General features: G+C 66.4%; 21 protein-coding genes. 8 read left to right on the top strand and 13 right to left on the bottom strand.

The window, feature by feature from the left end; translation table 11 throughout:
- Nucleotides 1-17: 17 nt before the first annotated feature.
- The 11 genes from ACFHNC_RS08305 to ACFHNC_RS08255 form a co-directional block, all read right to left on the bottom strand.
- Nucleotides 18-200 carry a DNA gyrase inhibitor YacG gene (locus tag ACFHNC_RS08305; RefSeq protein WP_437168756.1) on the bottom strand — a complete coding sequence of 61 codons (183 nt, stop codon included), beginning with the start codon at nucleotides 198-200 and terminating at the stop codon, nucleotides 18-20.
- Nucleotides 197-1,363: a ribonuclease E/G gene (locus ACFHNC_RS08300; protein WP_437168755.1), complete on the bottom strand. Its 1,167-nt coding sequence runs from the start codon at nucleotides 1,361-1,363 to the stop codon at nucleotides 197-199. Before ACFHNC_RS08300 ends, ACFHNC_RS08305 begins: the two co-directional genes overlap by 4 nt.
- Nucleotides 1,360-1,929, bottom strand: coding sequence for a Maf family protein (locus tag ACFHNC_RS08295; protein WP_437168754.1), 570 nt, complete (start codon nucleotides 1,927-1,929; stop codon nucleotides 1,360-1,362). The genes ACFHNC_RS08300 and ACFHNC_RS08295 overlap by 4 nt, the downstream gene beginning before the upstream one ends.
- Nucleotides 1,930-1,974: 45 nt before the next feature.
- The gene (gene infA, locus ACFHNC_RS08290; protein WP_216872644.1) at nucleotides 1,975-2,193 is read right to left on the bottom strand and encodes a translation initiation factor IF-1; all 219 of its coding nucleotides are present in this window, start codon (nucleotides 2,191-2,193) and stop codon (nucleotides 1,975-1,977) included.
- 118 nt (nucleotides 2,194-2,311) lie between these two features.
- On the bottom strand, nucleotides 2,312-3,619 hold the full coding sequence (gene hisD, locus ACFHNC_RS08285) for a histidinol dehydrogenase (protein ID WP_437168753.1): 1,308 nt from the start codon (nucleotides 3,617-3,619) through the stop codon (nucleotides 2,312-2,314).
- Nucleotides 3,616-4,335, bottom strand: coding sequence for an ATP phosphoribosyltransferase (gene hisG / locus ACFHNC_RS08280; protein WP_437168937.1), 720 nt, complete (start codon nucleotides 4,333-4,335; stop codon nucleotides 3,616-3,618). The genes hisD and hisG overlap by 4 nt, the downstream gene beginning before the upstream one ends.
- Before the next feature lie 138 nt (nucleotides 4,336-4,473).
- Nucleotides 4,474-5,274, bottom strand: a complete 801-nt coding sequence (locus tag ACFHNC_RS08275; protein WP_437168752.1) for an NAD kinase — start codon at nucleotides 5,272-5,274, stop codon at nucleotides 4,474-4,476.
- Between the two features lie 164 nt (nucleotides 5,275-5,438).
- Nucleotides 5,439-5,828: a hypothetical protein gene (locus ACFHNC_RS08270; RefSeq protein WP_437168751.1), complete on the bottom strand. Its 390-nt coding sequence runs from the start codon at nucleotides 5,826-5,828 to the stop codon at nucleotides 5,439-5,441.
- The gene (gene moaA, locus ACFHNC_RS08265; RefSeq protein WP_437168750.1) at nucleotides 5,828-6,820 is read right to left on the bottom strand and encodes a GTP 3',8-cyclase MoaA; all 993 of its coding nucleotides are present in this window, start codon (nucleotides 6,818-6,820) and stop codon (nucleotides 5,828-5,830) included. Before moaA ends, ACFHNC_RS08270 begins: the two co-directional genes overlap by 1 nt.
- 98 nt (nucleotides 6,821-6,918) lie before the next feature.
- Complete coding sequence (locus tag ACFHNC_RS08260) at nucleotides 6,919-7,674, bottom strand: sulfite exporter TauE/SafE family protein (RefSeq protein ID WP_437168749.1); 756 nt, start codon at nucleotides 7,672-7,674, stop codon at nucleotides 6,919-6,921.
- Nucleotides 7,671-7,826, bottom strand: a complete 156-nt coding sequence (locus ACFHNC_RS08255) for a DUF3553 domain-containing protein (protein ID WP_437168748.1) — start codon at nucleotides 7,824-7,826, stop codon at nucleotides 7,671-7,673. Before ACFHNC_RS08255 ends, ACFHNC_RS08260 begins: the two co-directional genes overlap by 4 nt.
- 190 nt (nucleotides 7,827-8,016) lie before the next feature.
- On the opposite strand from ACFHNC_RS08255, the gene ACFHNC_RS08250 reads away from it, so the two are divergent.
- The 6 genes from ACFHNC_RS08250 to ACFHNC_RS08225 all read left to right on the top strand — a co-directional run bounded on the left by ACFHNC_RS08250 (nucleotide 8,017) and on the right by ACFHNC_RS08225 (nucleotide 14,151).
- Nucleotides 8,017-8,631 carry a histidine phosphotransferase family protein gene (locus ACFHNC_RS08250; RefSeq protein WP_437168747.1) on the top strand — a complete coding sequence of 205 codons (615 nt, stop codon included), beginning with the start codon at nucleotides 8,017-8,019 and terminating at the stop codon, nucleotides 8,629-8,631.
- A gap of 92 nt (nucleotides 8,632-8,723) precedes the next feature.
- Nucleotides 8,724-11,354, top strand: coding sequence for a hybrid sensor histidine kinase/response regulator (locus ACFHNC_RS08245; protein WP_437168746.1), 2,631 nt, complete (start codon nucleotides 8,724-8,726; stop codon nucleotides 11,352-11,354).
- 16 nt (nucleotides 11,355-11,370) lie between these two features.
- On the top strand, nucleotides 11,371-11,835 hold the full coding sequence (locus ACFHNC_RS08240) for a chemotaxis protein CheW (RefSeq protein WP_437168745.1): 465 nt from the start codon (nucleotides 11,371-11,373) through the stop codon (nucleotides 11,833-11,835).
- Nucleotides 11,832-12,233 carry a response regulator gene (locus tag ACFHNC_RS08235; protein ID WP_437168744.1) on the top strand — a complete coding sequence of 134 codons (402 nt, stop codon included), beginning with the start codon at nucleotides 11,832-11,834 and terminating at the stop codon, nucleotides 12,231-12,233. Before ACFHNC_RS08240 ends, ACFHNC_RS08235 begins: the two co-directional genes overlap by 4 nt.
- A complete protein-coding gene (locus tag ACFHNC_RS08230; protein ID WP_437168743.1) occupies nucleotides 12,230-13,330 on the top strand; it encodes a protein-glutamate methylesterase/protein-glutamine glutaminase in 1,101 nt (366 codons plus the stop codon). Before ACFHNC_RS08235 ends, ACFHNC_RS08230 begins: the two co-directional genes overlap by 4 nt.
- On the top strand, nucleotides 13,327-14,151 hold the full coding sequence (locus ACFHNC_RS08225; protein ID WP_437168742.1) for a CheR family methyltransferase: 825 nt from the start codon (nucleotides 13,327-13,329) through the stop codon (nucleotides 14,149-14,151). Before ACFHNC_RS08230 ends, ACFHNC_RS08225 begins: the two co-directional genes overlap by 4 nt.
- Before the next feature lie 70 nt (nucleotides 14,152-14,221).
- Here ACFHNC_RS08225 and ctrA read toward each other — a convergent pair whose 3' ends face one another.
- Entirely contained in the window at nucleotides 14,222-14,956 is a 735-nt protein-coding gene (gene ctrA / locus ACFHNC_RS08220; protein ID WP_437168741.1) for a response regulator transcription factor CtrA, read from the bottom strand.
- A 136-nt stretch (nucleotides 14,957-15,092) separates the two neighbouring features.
- On the opposite strand from ctrA, the gene ACFHNC_RS08215 reads away from it, so the two are divergent.
- Both ACFHNC_RS08215 and ACFHNC_RS08210 read left to right on the top strand, forming a co-directional pair.
- Entirely contained in the window at nucleotides 15,093-16,427 is a 1,335-nt protein-coding gene (locus ACFHNC_RS08215; RefSeq protein WP_437168740.1) for a FliI/YscN family ATPase, read from the top strand.
- On the top strand, nucleotides 16,414-16,824 hold the full coding sequence (locus ACFHNC_RS08210; protein ID WP_437168739.1) for a hypothetical protein: 411 nt from the start codon (nucleotides 16,414-16,416) through the stop codon (nucleotides 16,822-16,824). Before ACFHNC_RS08215 ends, ACFHNC_RS08210 begins: the two co-directional genes overlap by 14 nt.
- On the opposite strand, the gene hppD is transcribed toward ACFHNC_RS08210, so the two are convergent.
- Complete coding sequence (gene hppD, locus ACFHNC_RS08205; protein WP_437168738.1) at nucleotides 16,805-17,911, bottom strand: 4-hydroxyphenylpyruvate dioxygenase; 1,107 nt, start codon at nucleotides 17,909-17,911, stop codon at nucleotides 16,805-16,807. The genes ACFHNC_RS08210 and hppD overlap by 20 nt on opposite strands.
- Nucleotides 17,912-17,996 lie beyond the last annotated feature (85 nt).

Here is a 17,996-nt window from a genome sequence, read left to right as displayed (position 1 = left end):
GTCCACCCAGTGGGGGTTCAGGATTCATCTACCGGATCGGGATCTTCGTGGACGGGAATGGCGTAGTCCCCGCGCAGCCAGCGCCCGAGATCGACGCTAGCGCAGCGGTCCGAGCAGAAGCGGCTGGCGGGGCCGGGCAGAGGGCGGCTGCAGATCGGGCAGCGGCGGGCGCGCCGGGGCGGAACCTGCGGTTGTGTCATGCCTCGACCCTCATGATCTGCTCCTGACCCGGTCGCAGGCAGGCATCCGGCCGAAGGAGCAGGGGGCGGCCCGCCTGGTTGCGATAGGCATCCACGGCTTCAGGCGACGCCTCGATCTCCCGGATGACCTCAGGCGCCGCGACCAGGGCGATTGCCGCGCCCTGAAGGGCCGCGACCTCCCGCAGCGCCTGGCGCATCGCAGCCAGCCCCAGGGTCAGAGGCGAAGGTGGCAGCCCCAGTATCTCGTGCAGCGGCGGGTGTATGCGGGGACGCACGATTTCCATCAGGCCAAGCTGGGTCATGCCAAGCAGCTTTGCGCCAAGCGGGTCGGATGCAAGCGCCGCTGCCAGCGGTGCCACCAAGGCTTCGCGCTTGCGGATCGGTAGACCCGCGAAATCCACGAGAATGGCGCCCGCCAGATTGCGGAGCCTGATCTGCCGGGCCACCGCCGCCGTCGCCGCCTGGTTGAGCGAGGCGTGGGCTGTCGCGTCTCTCGAGCCAGCCAGGCTGCCAGAGTCCACATCTATGGCCGTCAGCGCCGGCGTTGGGTGAATCAGCAGGCTCGCACCGCCGTCCAGCACGACACGCGGGCTCGCCAGACTATCGAAGTCCGACTCCAGTTCAGCATTAAAGGCGCCCGCAAGACACAGGCTCACGCGCCCGGCGCCCAATGCGCTGCGAACGCGCGCGGCCCATTCGGGACCATCGGTGGTGATCAGAGCGTCCGGCCAAAGTCTGGCTAGCCGCAGCGCCGCATCGGGGCCGCGACGAAGCAGGCCGGGCGGGCGATCCGCGGCGGCGTCCGCCAGGGCTTGCTCGTCCGCCGTCAAGCGGGCTGTCACCCTCGGACCCTTACCACCCTGGGCCGCGCGGGATATCCGCACCGCCAGCATCTGACCCTCATGCAGCGCCTTGGATATGGCGCGGCGCGGTGGCGGCAATTCGCTCTCCGGCAGGAAGCCCATCCGGTCGTCGCCCAGGATCAGGAAGGCGCCGCTCATGGCTGGCAGGATTGCCGTCACGCGTGCCCGGTGCATGTCACCGACACCATCGGGCCGTGCGACCCGCTCGATGCTTGCCGCTTCGAGCTTGCCATGCCGGAGACCGGCCACCCTGACCTCGCCAGGTGAGACGCTGACGCGGATTTCCGCGTCGCCGGTCATGGACGAAGCCAACCCGCCCCGCGCAACAACTGGGTGGTCTCAAACAGTGGCAGGCCTACGACGTTGGAATGGCTGCCTGACAGGAAGCGCACATACATCTCGGCGCGCTTCTGAATCTGATAGCCACCTGCCACCCCGCGCCACTCGCCTGAGGCGACATGGTCCTCGATCTGGGCCTGGGTCAGCCTTTGGAAGGCGAGGATGGTGGTGACCAGGCGGGCAGTCCGAGGGCCGCCTGGTTGGGCGAGACAAACGGCTGTCATGACCCGGTGCCTGCGGCCGGACAGCAGGCCCAGGAATCGGGCCGCCTCCGCCTCATCGGCTGGTTTTCCCAGGATGCGCCGCCCCAGGGCGACCACCGTGTCAGCCGCGAGGACCAGCGAGTCCGGCATCAGGGCCGCGCCGGCCATGGCTTTGTCGGCCGCAAGCCGGATGGCCAGGGCGCGCGGCTGTTCGGTCTTGAGAGGCGTTTCATCGACCTCCGTCGGCTGCATCCGGTCCGGTATCACGCCGATCCGCGCGAGCAGATCCAGGCGACGCGGGCTGCTGGAGGCGAGCACGAGCATCGGGCGCGAGGGAGCCGTGCCTGGCGAGCCCGGCATGTCCGCGGTCTACTTGAAGCGGAAGGTGATACGCCCCTTGGTGAGGTCGTAAGGCGTCATCTCCACATTCACCCGGTCACCCGCCAGGACACGGATGCGATTCTTCCGCATTTTGCCGCTGGTGTGGGCCAGCACCATGTGGTCGTTGTCGAGCTTGACGCGAAACATCGCGTTGGGCAGCAGCTCCGCCACGGTGCCGCTGAACTCGATCATGTCCTCTTTCGACATGCAGATCCTTCATCGGGGTCATCAGGGCCCGCGCGGCCAAGGCCGGCAAGGCACGATTTGAGGGGTTCCGCGCCTTGGCGCAAAGTGGCGCGGAACATGAGCGCGCTAAGGCTCGCGGTCAAGGACGCCGGTCGTTAAGTTCCAATCGAGCCGCCACGCTCAGCGCATGCGCGCCCAGACCTTCGGCCCTGGCGAGCGTGACCGCCGCCGGGCCGATGGCCGCGAGGGCCGCTGCATCCGTCTCAACCCAGGTGGTCCGCTTGAGAAAATCGAAGACCGAGAGGCCGGACGCGAACCGCGCGGTGCGCCCTGTGGGCAGCACATGGTTCGGGCCGGCGACGTAATCCCCCACCGCCTCCGGGCAGAACCGCCCCAGGAAAGCCGCGCCGGCATGGCGGATGCAAGCGAGCAGTTCGCGGGGATTGGCGGTCATGATCTGCAGGTGTTCTGGCGCAAGCCGGTTGGTCAACTCGACCGCCTGATCCCAATCCTGGACGATGACAATCGCACCATGCCGTTCCCAGGAGGTGCCGGCGATGGCCGCGCGTGGCAGGCGGGTCAGCTCGTCCTGGAGAGCGGCCGCGACGCTACGGCCAAATTCGGCGTTGTCGGTGATCAGGATGGATTGTGCCGCTTCGTCGTGCTCGGCCTGGGCCAGCAGGTCCAGCGCCACATGACGCGGGTTGTTCGCGGCATCTGCCAGGATCACGACTTCCGACGGGCCGGCGATGCTGTCGATTCCGACGCGGCCAAAGACCTGGCGCTTTGCCTCCGCCACATAAGCGTTGCCCGGCCCGACGATGCGGTCCACCGGAGCGATGGAAGGCGTGCCCCAGGCCATGGCCGCAACGGCCTGCGCCCCACCGAGGCGCCAGACCTCGCTGACTCCCGCCAGTTTCGCCGCGGCCAGCACCAAGGGGTTCAGCACGCCATCTGGCGTCGGCACGCACATGGCAATCCGCGGCACCCCCGCGACGCGCGCCGGCAGGGCATTCATGAGTACGGAGGAGGGATAGGCAGCCTTGCCGCCTGGCACATAGATACCGACGGCATCGATCGGTCCCCAGCGCAGGCCGGTCTGTACGCCGTCCGCATCCGTCATGGCGATGTCGGTGGGCAGCTGTGCCCTGTGGAACGCCTCGATCCGCCGCGCGGCAACCTGGAGGGCCGCCATCTGGTCGGCAGGCACGATAGCCGCCGCTTCGTCCAGTTCGGCTTCCGTCACGCGCAGCGTATCGGCGGTGGCTGGGCTCCAGCGGTCGAAGCGGCGCGTCAGCTCGATCAGCGCGGCGTCGCCATCCTGACGGACGGCGGTGATAATGCCGGAAACGGCCGCGTCCACGCGGGTGGTCGTGTCCCGCCCATCCTCCAGCAGTGCCTGGAAGCCCGTCTCGAAGCCGGGATCGGAGGTCTCGAGCCAGATCATCGCGCGTGAAGCTCCGCCATGGCGGCGCGGAAGCGTGCGATCCAGGCGCCGATCGCCTCCGGCCTCGTCTTCAGTGCCGTCCGGTTCACAATGAGCCGGGAGGTGACCTGCGCGATCACCTCCGTCTCCACCAGGCCATTTGCGCGGAGCGTCGAGCCGGTCTGCACCAGATCCACGATCACCCGCGACAACCCCAATGAGGGCGCGAGTTCCATTGCGCCATTCAAATGCACGATCTCGGCCTGCACGCCACGGGTTGCGAAGTGACGATGGGCGATCGTGGGGTATTTGGTTGCGACGGTCACGCGCGACCAGGCTGCAATGTCCTCGGCCGATGCCGCATTCACCGGCCCGGCTACGGAGACCCTGCATCGCCCAATCCCCAGATCCAGCGGTGCATAGATCTGGTCATAGTCGAACTCCATCAGCACATCCGCGCCGCAGACACCGATCTGCGCAGCGCCATGGGCGACGAAGGTGGCGACATCGAAGGGCCGCACCCGCACGACGTCGAGGCCGGGATGGTTGGTCTCAAAGCGCAGCCGCCGGCTGTCTTCGTCAAGATAATCGGCTGCCGGTGCGATACCGGCGCGCGCCAGAAGCGGGCCCAACTCGGACAGGATTCTGCCTTTCGGCAGGGCCAGCACCAACGGGCCACCGGCCTCGGCCGGGGTGGAGGGATCGGCAGGAAGGGGCGCGGTCGTCGAGGTTTTCATGATCCGGCCTGGCAGCGTGGCGGCCGACGACCGCCACGGATTCAACGCCAACCTGGCCATGACCTGCGCCAGGATGTGCCGGGCGGATAGCAGAAGCGCAGGCTGGCGTCAACCTGCCGGCCCCTCGCAGACGAAGGATCAGACGGTAAACTGCTCGGCGATGATGCGCTCCGACAAGCCGTGATCCGGATCGAAAAGCATGGTCAATGCCACCGCGCGATCTTCCCAAACTTCCACGCGCCGGACGTCACGCACCTCCGTGTAGTCCGCAACCGCGGCCACCGGGCGCTTGTCATGCTCCAGCACCTCGAACACGACGCGCGCTTCGGCGGGCAGCAAGGCGCCGCGCCAACGGCGGGGGCGGAAAGCGGAGATCGGGGTCAGTGGCAACAGGTTCGCGCCCAGCGGTACGATTGGGCCATGCGCGGACAGGTTGTAGGCGGTGCTACCGGCCGGCGTTGCGACCAGGACCCCGTCACAGATCAGTTCATCCAGCCGCTTCTTGCCGTCGACGAGGATGCGGATCTTGGCCGCCTGTCGCGTTTCCCGCAGCAGCGACACCTCATTGATGGCCAGCGCCTCAACCGGGTCTCCGAGGCCTATGTGGGCGCGCATCCGCAGCGGATGCAGCGTCGCGGCCTGGGCCAGGGCGAGGCGTTCGGGAAGGCCGGTCTCCCCGAAATCATTCATCAGAAAGCCGACGCTGCCGCAATTCATGCCGTAGACGGGAAGGTTGCGGCCCAGCAGGCGGTGCTGGGTTTCCAGCATCAGGCCATCGCCGCCAAGTGCTACGACCACACGGGCGTCGTCCAGCGTCGCATTGCCGTATTGGGCGACCAGCCGGGCCATCGCTTCGGCCGCAAGATCCGTCGGGGCAGCAAGAATGGCGATCCGCCCAGCCAGCCCCTTGCCGCCCAGCGCTTGGAGCGTCTCAGTCATGCCCGCCGCACCGGACCAGGGCGTCCTGCATTCCATCATGCACGCCCAACGCGCGGTGCCGACCTGCCGCGCAGCCGGGAGATTTCGTGATTCATTAGGCGCGCTCCTGGTAGCGATCCTTCATCAAGCCTGCCTCGGGCCTGCCGGCAAGCGAGGCTCAAGCATCACCTTGGCGGGCGCGGCCACTCCAACCGCGGCTCGGATCGCCCGGTGCCACGTTCCGGCCAGGTGGCTGGTGGAACGACTGGCTGGCGAAGCCGTGGTATCGTTCCTTCCGGCCCCTGGCGTAAGGCGGGCGTCGGCTCGGCCCAGTCATCCTCGACCGGCGTGCGCCGCCGGGATGGCTCCGGCATCCGCTGGGCCAGACTGCGGATCTCGGCCTGGATCTCATCCAACTGCGCCTCGACGGCCTCAAGTCGCCCCTTTAGTCCGAAGACGCTGAACGGCATCAGGAGATAGGCGAGGCCGACCAGTCCCAAGAGCACCAGAACCACAAGGCCCGACCAATCTGGCAGACCAGGAATGGTCAGGGCCGCGACAAGATCCTGGAGCATCAGCCGCCCGTCACGCTCATATGGCGGGTGACTGCGGGTTCGCTGCGGCCCCGCTCGATCACGAAGTCATGGCCCTTCGGCTTACGCGAAATGGCCTCAAGTATAGCTGTCTCCAGCCCATTCCCATCCAGCGCAGGATCGCGGAGCGGCCGGCGAAGGTCAGCTGCATCATCCTGGCCGAGGCACATGAAAAGCGTCCCGGTGCAGGTCAGCCTGACGCGATTGCAGGATTCGCAGAAATTATGGGTCAGCGGCGTGATGAAGCCGATGCGCCGTCCCGTCTCCCGAACTGTGTAATACCGGGCGGGACCGCCGGTCGTGTAGTCCGTCTCGTCCAGCGTCCAGTTCTGCCGCAGGCGGCTCCGCACACCGGAAAGCGGCAGGTACTGGTCATTGCGGTCGCCGGTAATTTCGCCGAGCGGCATGGTCTCGATCAGGCATAGGTCGAAGCCATGTTCGCCGCACCAGGCGATCATTCGGTCGAACTGATCCTCATTCACACCCTTCATCGCGACCGCGTTGATCTTGACCGCAAGTCCGGCGGCCTTGGCGGCAAAGATACCGTCGAGCGTCGGCTCCAGCTTCCCCCAGCGGGTGACGGCCGCAAAGGTTCCAGGATCGAGCGTATCAAGGCTGACATTGATCCGCCGCACCCCGGCAGCGTGCAGGTCGCCGGCCATACGGACCAGCTGCGTCCCATTGGTCGTGGTCGTCAACTCCCGCAACCCGCCGGCGCCGAGACGCGCGCCCAAGCTGCGGAACAGACTGATGACATTCTTGCGGACCAGCGGCTCGCCCCCGGTCAGTCGGATCCGGTCGACGCCCAGCTTGATGAATGCGCCACAAAGTCGGTCGAGCTCTTCGAGCGAAAGCACCTCGGCCTTCGGCAGAAAGGTCATGTCCTCGGCCATGCAGTAGACGCACCGAAGGTCGCACCGGTCCGTGACCGATACGCGGAGGTAGCTCACCTTCCGGCCAAATGGATCGATCATTCTGTGGACCTCCCGGGGGAAGACGGCCTTGAAGCGTTCATACCTGCTACATTTGGTCCGTCACCCTGCCACGGCGCAAGTGCTGACGCCCCCGTCGATCATGCAAGCAGCGCGATGACTCCCGTCGAGACTAGGAAGAAGAGGGCAGCACGCCGGTACCAACGCTCAGGAAGTACGTGGAACAGGCGGGCGCCAACGGGAACACATATAGTTAAAATAGGCAGTAATATCAGTAGCTTCGCCAATGTAGACCAGACGATAAGCCCGCCAAGCGCCGGCGGGATGACGGAGATGACGGCGATGGTGCCGAAAAACAGGATCAGGTTGGCGCGATGCTGTTTCACCGCTTCCGGCCCGGCCAGAAGGTAGAGGATCACGGGCGGGCCACTGATACCTGTCGCCCCCTTCAGCAGCCCAGCCAGGCTGCCCACGGCGAGGTTGAGCGGGAGCGGCCTGGAGCCGTGGTAGCGCCAGCCCGACATCAGCAGCAGGCCGAAGACCAACACGAAGCCGCCGATGAAGCGGCGCAGCAGATCCTGGTCCGCCGTGATGAGGATGAAGGCGCCCAGCGGCGTCGCAAGACAGGCTGCCGCGCCGATAGGCAGAATGACCCTGCGATTGGCCTCTCCGATGGCCTTAGGCAGGAGCTGCATCGAAACGACGAGCTCCATCAGCAGCATCACCGGCACGCCGATTCGTGGACCCCAAAGAACCGAATAGGCCGGTGCGAGCAATACTGCGGTGCCGAAGCCGGAATAGCCGCGCATGATACCCGCAAGGGCCGTCACCGCGATGGCAACATAGATCCGCCAGTCGCCTAGCAGACCAAAAAATTCCAGGGGTATACTGCTCAAGGCTTAACGGGATCCACTGGGATTAGGGCGACATAGTCGGTACGAATCATGACCTTGCCAAGATGCTCGAAGTTGACGGTCACCCGATCTCCGACAACAGATTGCACTTGGCCAACCCCCCATTGCGGGCAGTCGGGATGGCGGACACGCATGCCCGGGGAGAGTTCCGAAATCACGTCGGGAGGGTAACGCCGTTGGACGGCCTCCCGCTAGCCTATCGCGAGGCCGCAACATTGATTTGCCACTTCTTGTTGCTGATCTGGCAACCTGACTTGGGTAAGCCAGAAGCTTGACCCCTGAGGGCTGGCCGTCGTGGCTGGCTGATGCGCTGCGGAGGTATGAATGCTGCCTGACAAGATCGCGTTGGCCCAGGCCGTCTGCACCAGACTATGCCATGACCTTGGAGGTCCTGCCGGTGCCCTGGCGGGAGCGCTCGACCTGCTGGACGGTCCGGGCGACGACGCGATGGATGTCGCACGCGATGCGGCACGCATCATGGATCGGCGCATTCGCTTTTATCGCGCGGCGGTGGGCGCGGGCTGCGGCGACTGCCGGGTGGAGGAAATCGCCCAGATGGCGGAGGGACTGACACTCGGCCGGCGCGCCGGCATCGACCTGGCCGATCTCGAATCCAATGCGGTATTCCCGGCTCATCTGACACAGGTCATGTTGCTGGCGTGCTGGACGGCGGTGGATGCGCTGCCGCGCGGTGGCACCATCCGACTTGGTGGGGATACCGAAGGGGGGCTTTCGATCTGGCCGGACGGCCCCGGCGCCGTCTGGCCGGCAGGACTCGCCGCAGGCTTGGCCGGTGAGGCGGTGCCACTGAATCCACGCAGTGTATCTGTCCCGCTGCTACTGGCCGTTGCCGCATCCTCAGGTATTCGCCTGGACCTGATGATGGGCGGCAGCGGTGGGGCGGCGCCACTGCTGCTGACACTCTCGACACGCAACTGAAAGCAGGGTTTCGGCCTGATCTTCCGGCATGTTAACGGAATTTTCGGCCTGATCGGTCAGGCTCCGGGGAAGACAAGGCGCCGGAGCCCCGAATGGACGACTTGCTCGCCGACTTCCTGACCGAGACGCATGAGGGCCTCGTTGCACTCGACGTTGCGTTGTTGAGGCTGGAGAAGGCACCCGACGACAAACCTACCCTGTCGGAGATCTTCCGACTGGTTCACACCATCAAAGGGACCTGCGGCTTTCTTGGGCTGTCACGGCTCGAACGCGTCGCGCATGCAGCCGAGAATATCCTCGGCATGTATCGCGATGGCGTACTGGCCGTGACGCCAGCCGGCATAAGCCTGGTCCTGCGCGCGCTGGACCGTATCAAGGAAATTGTTGGCAAGCTGGAAACCGGCGGCGCGGAGCCTGCGGGCGATGATGGCGAGCTGATCTCGCAGCTCGATGCCGCGGCCGGCGGGGATGGCATGTTTTCCGAGGCGGAACGGGAGGCAGCGTTCGCCGCGGAGCCGACGCCGGCCGCCCAGGCGCCTGCATCCGACGTCCCCGCGCCGCCCTTACAGGAACTGCCTGCGCTCGAGGCCCCTGCAAGCCACTCCCTTCGCAGCGTCGCCCCAAAAGCGGCGACGGAGCCGGCGCCAGAGGAACATGCGAGCGGTGGCCGCGCCCCGCCGCAGAGCATCCGCGTTTCCGTGGATGTGCTCGAGGACCTCATGATGCTGGTCAGCGAGCTGGTGCTGACGCGAAACCAGCTCATGCAGCTCTCCCGAGCCCGCAGTGACGGTGCCTACAGCGTGCCGCTGCAGCGGCTCTCGCACATCACATCCGATCTGCAGGACGGGGTGATGAAGACCCGCATGCAGCCCATCGGCAACGCCTGGGCAAAAATGCCCCGCCTGGTGCGCGACCTGTCGATCGAACTCGGCAAGAAGATCGACCTTGAGATGCGCGGCGCCGATACGGAACTCGACCGCCAGGTCCTGGAACTGATCAAGGACCCGCTGACGCATATGGTGCGGAACAGCGGCGACCATGGGCTTGAAGGGCCTGAGGATCGGCGCAAGGCGGGCAAGTCCGAGACCGGGCGCATCACGCTGAACGCCTATCATGAAGGCGGCCACATCCTCATCGAGATCTCGGATGACGGACGAGGTCTGAGCATCGAGCGCATCAAGCAGAAGGCGCTGTCGCAGAGCCTGGCCAGCGAGGCCGAGATCGCCGGGATGAGCGAGGGCGAGATCCAGCGCTTCATCTTCCGCGCCGGCTTCTCAACGGCCGCCGCTGTCACCGCCGTCTCCGGCCGGGGCGTCGGCATGGATGTGGTGAAGACCAATGTGGAACGCATTGGCGGCACCATTGACGTGACCTCCGTCGAAGGGCGTGGCACGGGCTTCACCATCAAGATCCCGCTTACCCTCGCCATCGTCTCCGCGCTCATCGTGGAAGTCGCGGGCGAGCGCTTCGCCATTCCGCAGATCGGCGTGCTGGAGTTGGTGCGTGTCGGTGGGGGGTCCGGTTCCCGCGTCGAGCGCATCAAGGATGCACCGGTGCTCCGGCTGCGCGATCGGCTGCTGCCGCTGGTGTCACTGGGCCGCGTTCTCGGGCTCGACGAGTCGAGCGAGCCGCTCGATACCGCCGGGGATACGGGCTTCGTGGTCGTGACGCAGGTCGGTGCGAACGTCTTCGGCATTATCGTAGACCGGCTGTTCGATACGGAGGAGATCGTCGTCAAGCCGGTGGCGCCGATCCTGCGGCATATCGGCATGTTCTCGGGCAATACCATCCTCGGCGATGGCAGCGTCATCATGATCCTAGACCCGAACGGCATCGCGCGCGTCACCGGCGTGGTCGCGGATGGCGGTGGCCAGCGTGCGTCGGACAGCAAGGTGGCCAGTGCCGTGCGCACCAACGAGAAGACATCGCTGCTGCTGTTCCGGGCAGGCGATGATACGCCGAAGGCTGTGCCGCTGGGCTTGATCGCCCGCCTGGACGACATCCCGGTGGAGCAGATCGAGAATTCCGGCGGCACGCCGGTGGTCCAGTATCGCGGTCAGCTCATGCCGCTGCTGTCCATGTCGGGTGGCTTTGCGCCGCATGACGAAGCGCGAACCCGGCAGACCGTGCTGGTGTTCAGCGAAGGTGAGCGCAGCCTGGGCATCATGGTGGACGCCATCCTCGACGTGGTCGATGAGGCGCTCAGCGTCCAGGCGGGTCAGGGCCGTCCCGGCTTCCTCGGCTCCGCCGTCGTGGCGGGCAAGGTGACGGATGTCATCGATACCGCCTGGTGGCTGGGGCAGGGGGGTGGCGACTGGTTCCGCCCGGCAACCTCGGCGGTTGTGAGCCGGCGTCTCCTGCTCGTCGAGGACAGTGCCTTCTTCCGCGAACTGGTGGTGCCCGCCTTGGCGGCGGAGGGCTACGAGGTCGTCGCGGTCGAGGGGCCGGCCCAGGCGCTGCGGCTGCGTGAGCGGGGCGAGTTGTTCGACGCGATCGTGTCCGACATCGAGATGCCGGAAATGGACGGCTACGCCTTCGCGCGCGAGCTCCGGGACAATGGGGCGTGGCAGGACCTGCCCATGATCGCCCTGACCGGACGCGTCGAGCCGGCGGCCGTGGCGCGCGGACGTGCGGCCGGCTTCACGGACTATGTCGGCAAGTACGACCGCGAGGCGCTGCTCGGTAGCCTCACGGAATGCCTTGCCGTGCCGGTTGCGGCCTGAAGCGGAGGATCTGGTCTTGCGTACTCAGACAACAACATCGGCCGTTACCGACGCCGACCTGTTCCTGACGCTGACGGTTGCGGGACAGGCTTGCGGGGTTCCCGTACTCGTGGTCCGCGACGTGCTCGGCCCCCAGGTGATCACGCGCATTCCCCTGGCGCCGCCGGAGGTGGCGGGAAGCCTCAATCTGCGCGGGCGGATCGTGACAGCGGTCGACCTCCGCCGGCGCCTCGGCCTGCCGCCAAGGCCCGCGGAGGTCCAGCCGATGAGCATCGTGGTCGAGATGGCGGGCGAACTCTACAGCATGCTGGCCGATCAGGTTGGTGAGGTTGTGCCGCTGCGACAGGAGGATTCCGCGGCCAATCCGCCGACGCTCGATGCCGTCTGGCGCGAGGTCTCCCAAGGGGTTCATCGGCGCGATGGCCAGTTGTTGATTGTCCTCGACGTGGAACGGGTTCTGGCGATCGGCGGTGGCCGATGAGCGGGTCGGAGGTGGCGGTGCGCCAGTGCCTGGTGGTCGATGACAGCCGTGTCGTGCGCAAGGCTGCGCGGCGCTTCATGGAGGGGTTCGGCTTCACGGTGCGCGAGGCGGGCGATGGCAGCGAGGCGCTGACCGCATGCCGGGAGTTGCTGCCGGAGGTTGTGCTGCTCGACTGGAACATGCCGGTGATGGACGGCGTGACCTTTCTGCGGGCCGCGCGTGCGGAGTTCGGCTCCGACAAGCCCGTCATCATCCTGTGCACAACCGAGATCGCCTTCGAGAAGATCATGGAGGCGCTGGAGGCCGGCGCGCAGGAATATGTGATGAAGCCGTTCGACGCCGAGATCCTCGGCAGCAAGCTCGCGCAGATTGGCCTGCTGCAGGCTGCCGCCGCGTGATCGCCGCTGGGCCTGTCCGGGTCCTTCTGTGTGACGACAGTGCGGCAGCCCGCGGTGTCATGTCTCGCATGCTGGCGACCGACCCGGACATCAAGGTGATCGCCAAGGCCGTTGATGGCGGGGATGCGTTGGCGCAGTTGACGGCGATGGCGACGGTCGATCGGCCCCAGGTCGTTCTGCTGGACCTGGAAATGCCGCGCATGGATGGCATGACCGCGCTTCCGCTGCTGCTCAAAGCGGTGCCGGGCACGGCCATCATCGTCGCCAGCGCACTGAGTCAGCGCGGCGCCACGGCCACCATGGCAGCCCTGCGCGCCGGCGCGGTGGACTATGTGCCGAAGCCTTCCGCATCCGCCGGCGGCATGAGTGGTGGCCAGTTCCAGGCGGAGCTGGTGGCCAAGATCAAGGGCTGGGCTCGCATGCGGCGGACCCCGTCCACGCTGGCCGCCCCGACTGCCCGATTGCCGGTGGCAAGGCCGTTGACGGCGGATCGGCCTGGCGGGCCGGTGGTCCGGCCGCGCGCCATTGCCATCGGATCATCAACCGGAGGGCCGCAGGCGCTGGCAAGCCTGGTGGCGAGATTGGTCCGACCCTTGGTGGTGCCAGTGATCGTCGTCCAGCATATGCCTGCGGGCTTCACGACGCTGTTGGCGGACCACCTCAACCGGATCGGGACGCTGCCCTGTAGCGAGGCGAAGGAGGGCGACAAGTTGGTGCCCGGCCGCCTCTACCTTGCGCCCGGGGACAAGCATCTGATCATCAAGGACGTAGCCGGCGCGCTCGTAGCGCATCTGGGCGACGGACCGCCCGAGAATTTCTGCCGACCGGCCGTCGATCCCATGCTCCGGAGCCTCGTCGCAGCTTGCCAGGGCCAGCTTCTGGTCGCGATCCTGACCGGCATGGGCAGTGATGGCCTGGCGGGATGCCGATCCGTATCCAGTGCCGGCGGTTCGGTGCTGGCGCAGGATGAGGCGACATCGGTGGTCTGGGGCATGCCGGGCGCGGTCGCAAAGGCAGGGATCGCCTCAGCCATTCTCAACATCGAAGACATCGCGAGCCGCATCCTTGTGGCCGGTGCAGACGGGAAGCGGACATGACCAACGAAGAGTTCGCGGAGATCGCTGGCGTTGTTCGCCGCCGCTCAGGCATCGTGCTGACCAGCGACAAGGCGTATCTGCTGGAAACCCGTCTTGGGCCCATTCTGTCGCGGTTCAAACTGGCGTCGCTGTCCGCGCTCGGCCAGAAGCTGCGGCAGAGACCGGATGAGGCGCTGGAGCGTGCCGTGGTCGAGGCGCTGACCACGCATGAATCGTCCTTCTTCCGTGACGGCAAGCCGTTTGAGCATCTCGCCAAGATCCTGCCCCGGCTGATCTCCAACCGCTCTCCCGGCGCACCGCTGCGAATCTGGTCGGCCGCCTGCTCCACCGGGCAGGAGCCGTTCTCGATCGCGATGCTTGTGGCGGACGCGCTGGGCGGCCGGGCGGATTGCCGGGTAGAGATCCTGGCTACGGATATCTCCGCCGAGATCCTGCAGCGGGCTAGCCAGGGTGTCTTTACCCAGTTCGAGGTCCAGCGTGGGCTGCCCATTCGCTCGCTCGTCAAGCATTTCCGTCAGGATGGGGCGAAGTGGCGGATTGCGCCCGAATTGGCCGCGATGGTGCGATTCGAGGAGCGGAATTTGCTGAACGACCTATCTTTACTGGGTCGGTTCGACACGATCTTCTGCCGCAACGTGCTGATCTATTTCGACGCACCAACCAAGACGCGCGTGCTTGAGGCGCTGGCGCGCCGGTTGTCGCCGGAGGGGGTGCTGTATCTGGGCGGCGCGGAGACGGTGCTGGGGCTGACGGACCGCTTGATCCCGATCCCCGGCGAGCGCGGCGCCTATGGCGTCTCCGCCCAGAAGGCGGCCGCGTGATAAATGCCGCCTGAACTACCGTGGTCGGACCGGCCCCTCGCCCGCCTGGGCGAGGGATCGGGTTGCGGCATTAGGCTGCGGCGCTGGCCGGGCCGCCCCGTCCATCCGGGCTGGACGGAAGCCTGATGGCGCCATTGGGTTCGCGCAGCACATAGCCACGACCCCAGACGGTGCCGATCAACTCGGCTGCACCGGCGCTCGCGAGCTTCTTGCGAAGCTTGCAGATGAAGACGTCGATGATCTTCACCTCAGGCTCGTCCATTCCGCCATACAGATGGTTCAGGAAGGCTTCCTTGGTCAGCACCACGCCCTTCCGCAGGGTCAGCAGTTCCAGCACGGCATATTCCTTGCCAGTCAGGTGCACCGCCCTGCCATCCACCAGAACTTCCCGCGAACCCAGGTTCAGGGTGAGGGGACCGACCGAGAGGGTGGGCTGACTGAAGCCCTTCGCGCGTCGGACGATGGCCTGAATGCGGGCCACCAGTTCCTGCTGGTCGAACGGTTTGGTGATGTAGTCGTCGGCGCCCATCCCAAAGCCGCGCACCTTGGCCTGGGGCCTGGTCAGGCCGGACAGGATCAGGACCGGCGTTTCCAGCCGGGCGGCGCGCAGCCGGCGGACGACCTCATAGCCCTCCATGTCCGGCAGCATCAGGTCGAGCACCACGATGTCGTAATCGTAGAGCCGGGCGAGCTCCAAGGCCTCCTCACCGGTGTCGGCTGTGTCGACGATCATCGTCGCAGCCTTCAGTGCAAGAGTGACGCCGCGAGCGACAATTGTATCATCTTCAACTAAAAGGACACGCATGGAAGCCCTCCACACACTTTCTGCGTGTAGGAATACCACCTCTGCGCGATCTGTGAAGACCTTATTCACCGAAAAAATGCACTTTGGTTCAGACATAAACCTATAAATAGCATCTTAAAGGTTTTTTAGACAAAGTATGAAAATCCACCCCTGGCGCCTTGCAGCGGAGACCATACGCGTCTCTGCACGCCACCTGCGACATGGTCAGGTACGCGCCGCCGACCTGCTGACAGTCGATGTCACCGGATTCCGCCCGCAACTGGCGATTGGCGAAAGGCTACGCATCAGGTGCGGGGAGGCTGAAGGGGCGCTCGCGGAAGTGGTGAGCGTGGGTCCCGCATCCGCGCGTGCCGTGATCTTCGGCGAAACCGCTTCCATCGCCGAGGGGTTGCCAGTGGAGGCGCTATCCCGCGCCGGGCTGCGGATCGGCGAGGGCTGGCGCGGTCGCGTCATCGACCCGCTCGGCAACCCCCTGGATAGCAAGGGCTCGCTGCGCAGCGGCCAATGGGCACGCCCAACCCGCGCAGCCGCCCCGAATGCGGCCCAGCGCCAGCGGCTTGGCCCTCCCGTCGGTGTCGGTGTTCGCGTGATCGATGCCTTCTGCACCATGCGCGAGGGCCAGCGGCTCGGCCTGTTCGCCGCATCCGGCATCGGCAAATCCACCCTGCTGGCCACCACGGCGCGGGCCGCCTCCTTCGACACGGTCGTCTTGGCGCTTATCGGGGAGCGCGGGCGCGAGTTGCGGGAGTTTATTGAGGATGACCTGGGGCCGGAGGGGCTCAAGCGCAGTGTTGTCATCTGCGCCACCTCCGATGCCTCCGCGGCCATGCGGCGGGAGGCAGGCTATGCCAGCCTGGCCGTTGCCGAGCATTTCCGGGATGCCGGCCAGCGCGTGCTGCTGCTGCTGGATTCGGTAACCCGCTTCGCCCTGGCCTGCCGCGAGATCGGACTTGCCGCGGGTGAACCGCCGGCGACGCGCGGCTATCCGCCCAGCGTCTTCCGTGAACTGCCAGCCTTGCTGGAACGCGCCGGGCCTGGCGGGCCGGGGGTTGGCAGTATCACCGCGCTGCTGACCGTTCTTGTGGAGGGTGACGACCATGACGAGCCGATCGCGGATGCCGTGCGCGGCATCGTGGATGGGCATGTGGTGCTGGAACGAAGGATCGCCGAGGCCGGCCGCTTTCCGGCGGTTGAAGTGCTGCGGAGCCTGTCACGTTCGGTGCCGGGTTGCCTGACCGCAGACCAGGCGAGTCTGGTACGGCGCGCCCGGCGGCTGCTGGCGCTGCGCGATGACGTTGCGGACCTGGTCCGGCTCGGCGCCTACCGCATGGGAGCCGACCCGGAGACCGATGTGGCGCTGCGCCTGGCGCCACGGATCGAGGCCATGCTGCACCAGGCGCGAGGGGAGGTCTCGACCCTCGATCAGGCTTTCAGCGCTCTTGCCGAGGCTCTTGCCGATGCCCCGGCCTGATCCGCTAAAGGCCCTGCGTCTGCTACGAAGACTGGAGCTTGAGGGCGCGCGTCGCGACTTTGCCGGCAAGCTGCGGGCCGAGGACCGCGCCGCCGAGTCGCTGAACCGTGTGACACAAGAACTGGCCGCCGAAGCCGAGGGCGCGGCCGCCGCTGATTATGCCGCCTGGCTGCCCGCCGCCCGCATTCGGCTGGACCAGGCTGCTGCCCTGCATGCGGCCACCAATTCAGCACTGGCAGTCGCGCAGGAAGCGGTCGCCGCGGCTTCACGCGCCGAGCAACTGGTGCTTGACGAGGCGGCGCGGCGCGCCCGGGAACGCCGTGCCGCCCGCCATGCCAGGGCGGATCGGCTGTTGGGTGACCTGAGCGGGCGGGTGTTCAAGCCTCCGCCGGCTTGAGGACGCCGCGCCGGATCTGGTCGAGCTCGATGCTCTCGAACAGCGCGCGGAAATTGCCCTCACCGAAGCCCTGGTCGCCCTGCCGCTGGATCAGCTCGAAGAAGATCGGCCCGATGACGGTGCCGGTGAAGATCTGCAGCAGCCTTCCGCCCTCGGGAGTCGGGGCGCCATCCATAAGGATGCGGTTGCGGCGCAGGCGGTCCAGGCCCTGCTCGCTGCCCGGCAGGCGATCCGGCAGCATCTCGTAGTAGGTATCGGGCGTGTCGAGGAAGGCCACGCCGGCCGCGCGCATGGCTTCGACGCTGGCGTGGATGTCCGTGGCGCCCAGGGCGACGTGCTGGATACCTTCGCCCTGATAGGCGCGCAGGAATTCCTCGATCTGGCTGCGGTCGTCGGAGCTTTCGTTGATCGGGATGCGGATCTGCCCACAGGGTGAGGTCAGCGCCCGGGACTTCAGGCCGGTCAGCTTGCCTTCGATGTCGAAGTAGCGGATTTCCTTGAAGTTGAAGAGCTTGGCGTAGAACTGCCACCACACATCCATGCGGCCGCGGTGGACGTTATGGGTGAGGTGATCGATCACCGTCAGCCCGGCCCCGACCGGATGCGGGTCACGCTCGCCGATCCAGCGGAAATCGACGTCGTAGATGCTGCCGCGGGCGCCGTAGCGGTCCACGAAATACAGCAGCGATCCGCCGATGCCCTCGATCGCAGGGATGTTCAGCTCCATCGGGCCGATCTTGCCGGTCACAGGCTTGGCACCGAGGGCGATGGCGCGCCGATAGGCCTCTGCCGCATCGGCCACCCGAAAGGCCATGGCGCAGGCCGAGGGGCCGTGCAGCCTGGCGAAGGCCTGGGCGAAGCTCTCCGGCTCGGCATTGATCAGGAAGTTGATGTCCCCCTGCCGCCACAGCGTCACGGCCTTGGAACGGTGGCGGGCCACTGGGGCGAAGCCGAGGCGGGTGAACAGCGCCTCCAGATACGGAACATCCGGTCCGGTGAACTCGACGAATTCGAAGCCATCCGTACCCATCGGGTTCGCATCCGAGATGCGGCCGGCATAGGCGCTGCGATCGGGCGGGACATCCATGGGCTTCTCTCCGTGCGGGTTCACCAGAAGTAGGGCATTGGTGGGGGAGGATTCCGGCGAAATACGCCATCATTTGCGGCTAGGC

This window comes from Falsiroseomonas sp. E2-1-a4 (assembly GCF_051433165.1).
Taxonomy (GTDB): Bacteria; Pseudomonadota; Alphaproteobacteria; order Acetobacterales; family Acetobacteraceae; genus Falsiroseomonas.
Note: the sequence above shows the minus strand (reverse complement) of the source record. Positions and strands in the feature narration are given on the sequence as shown.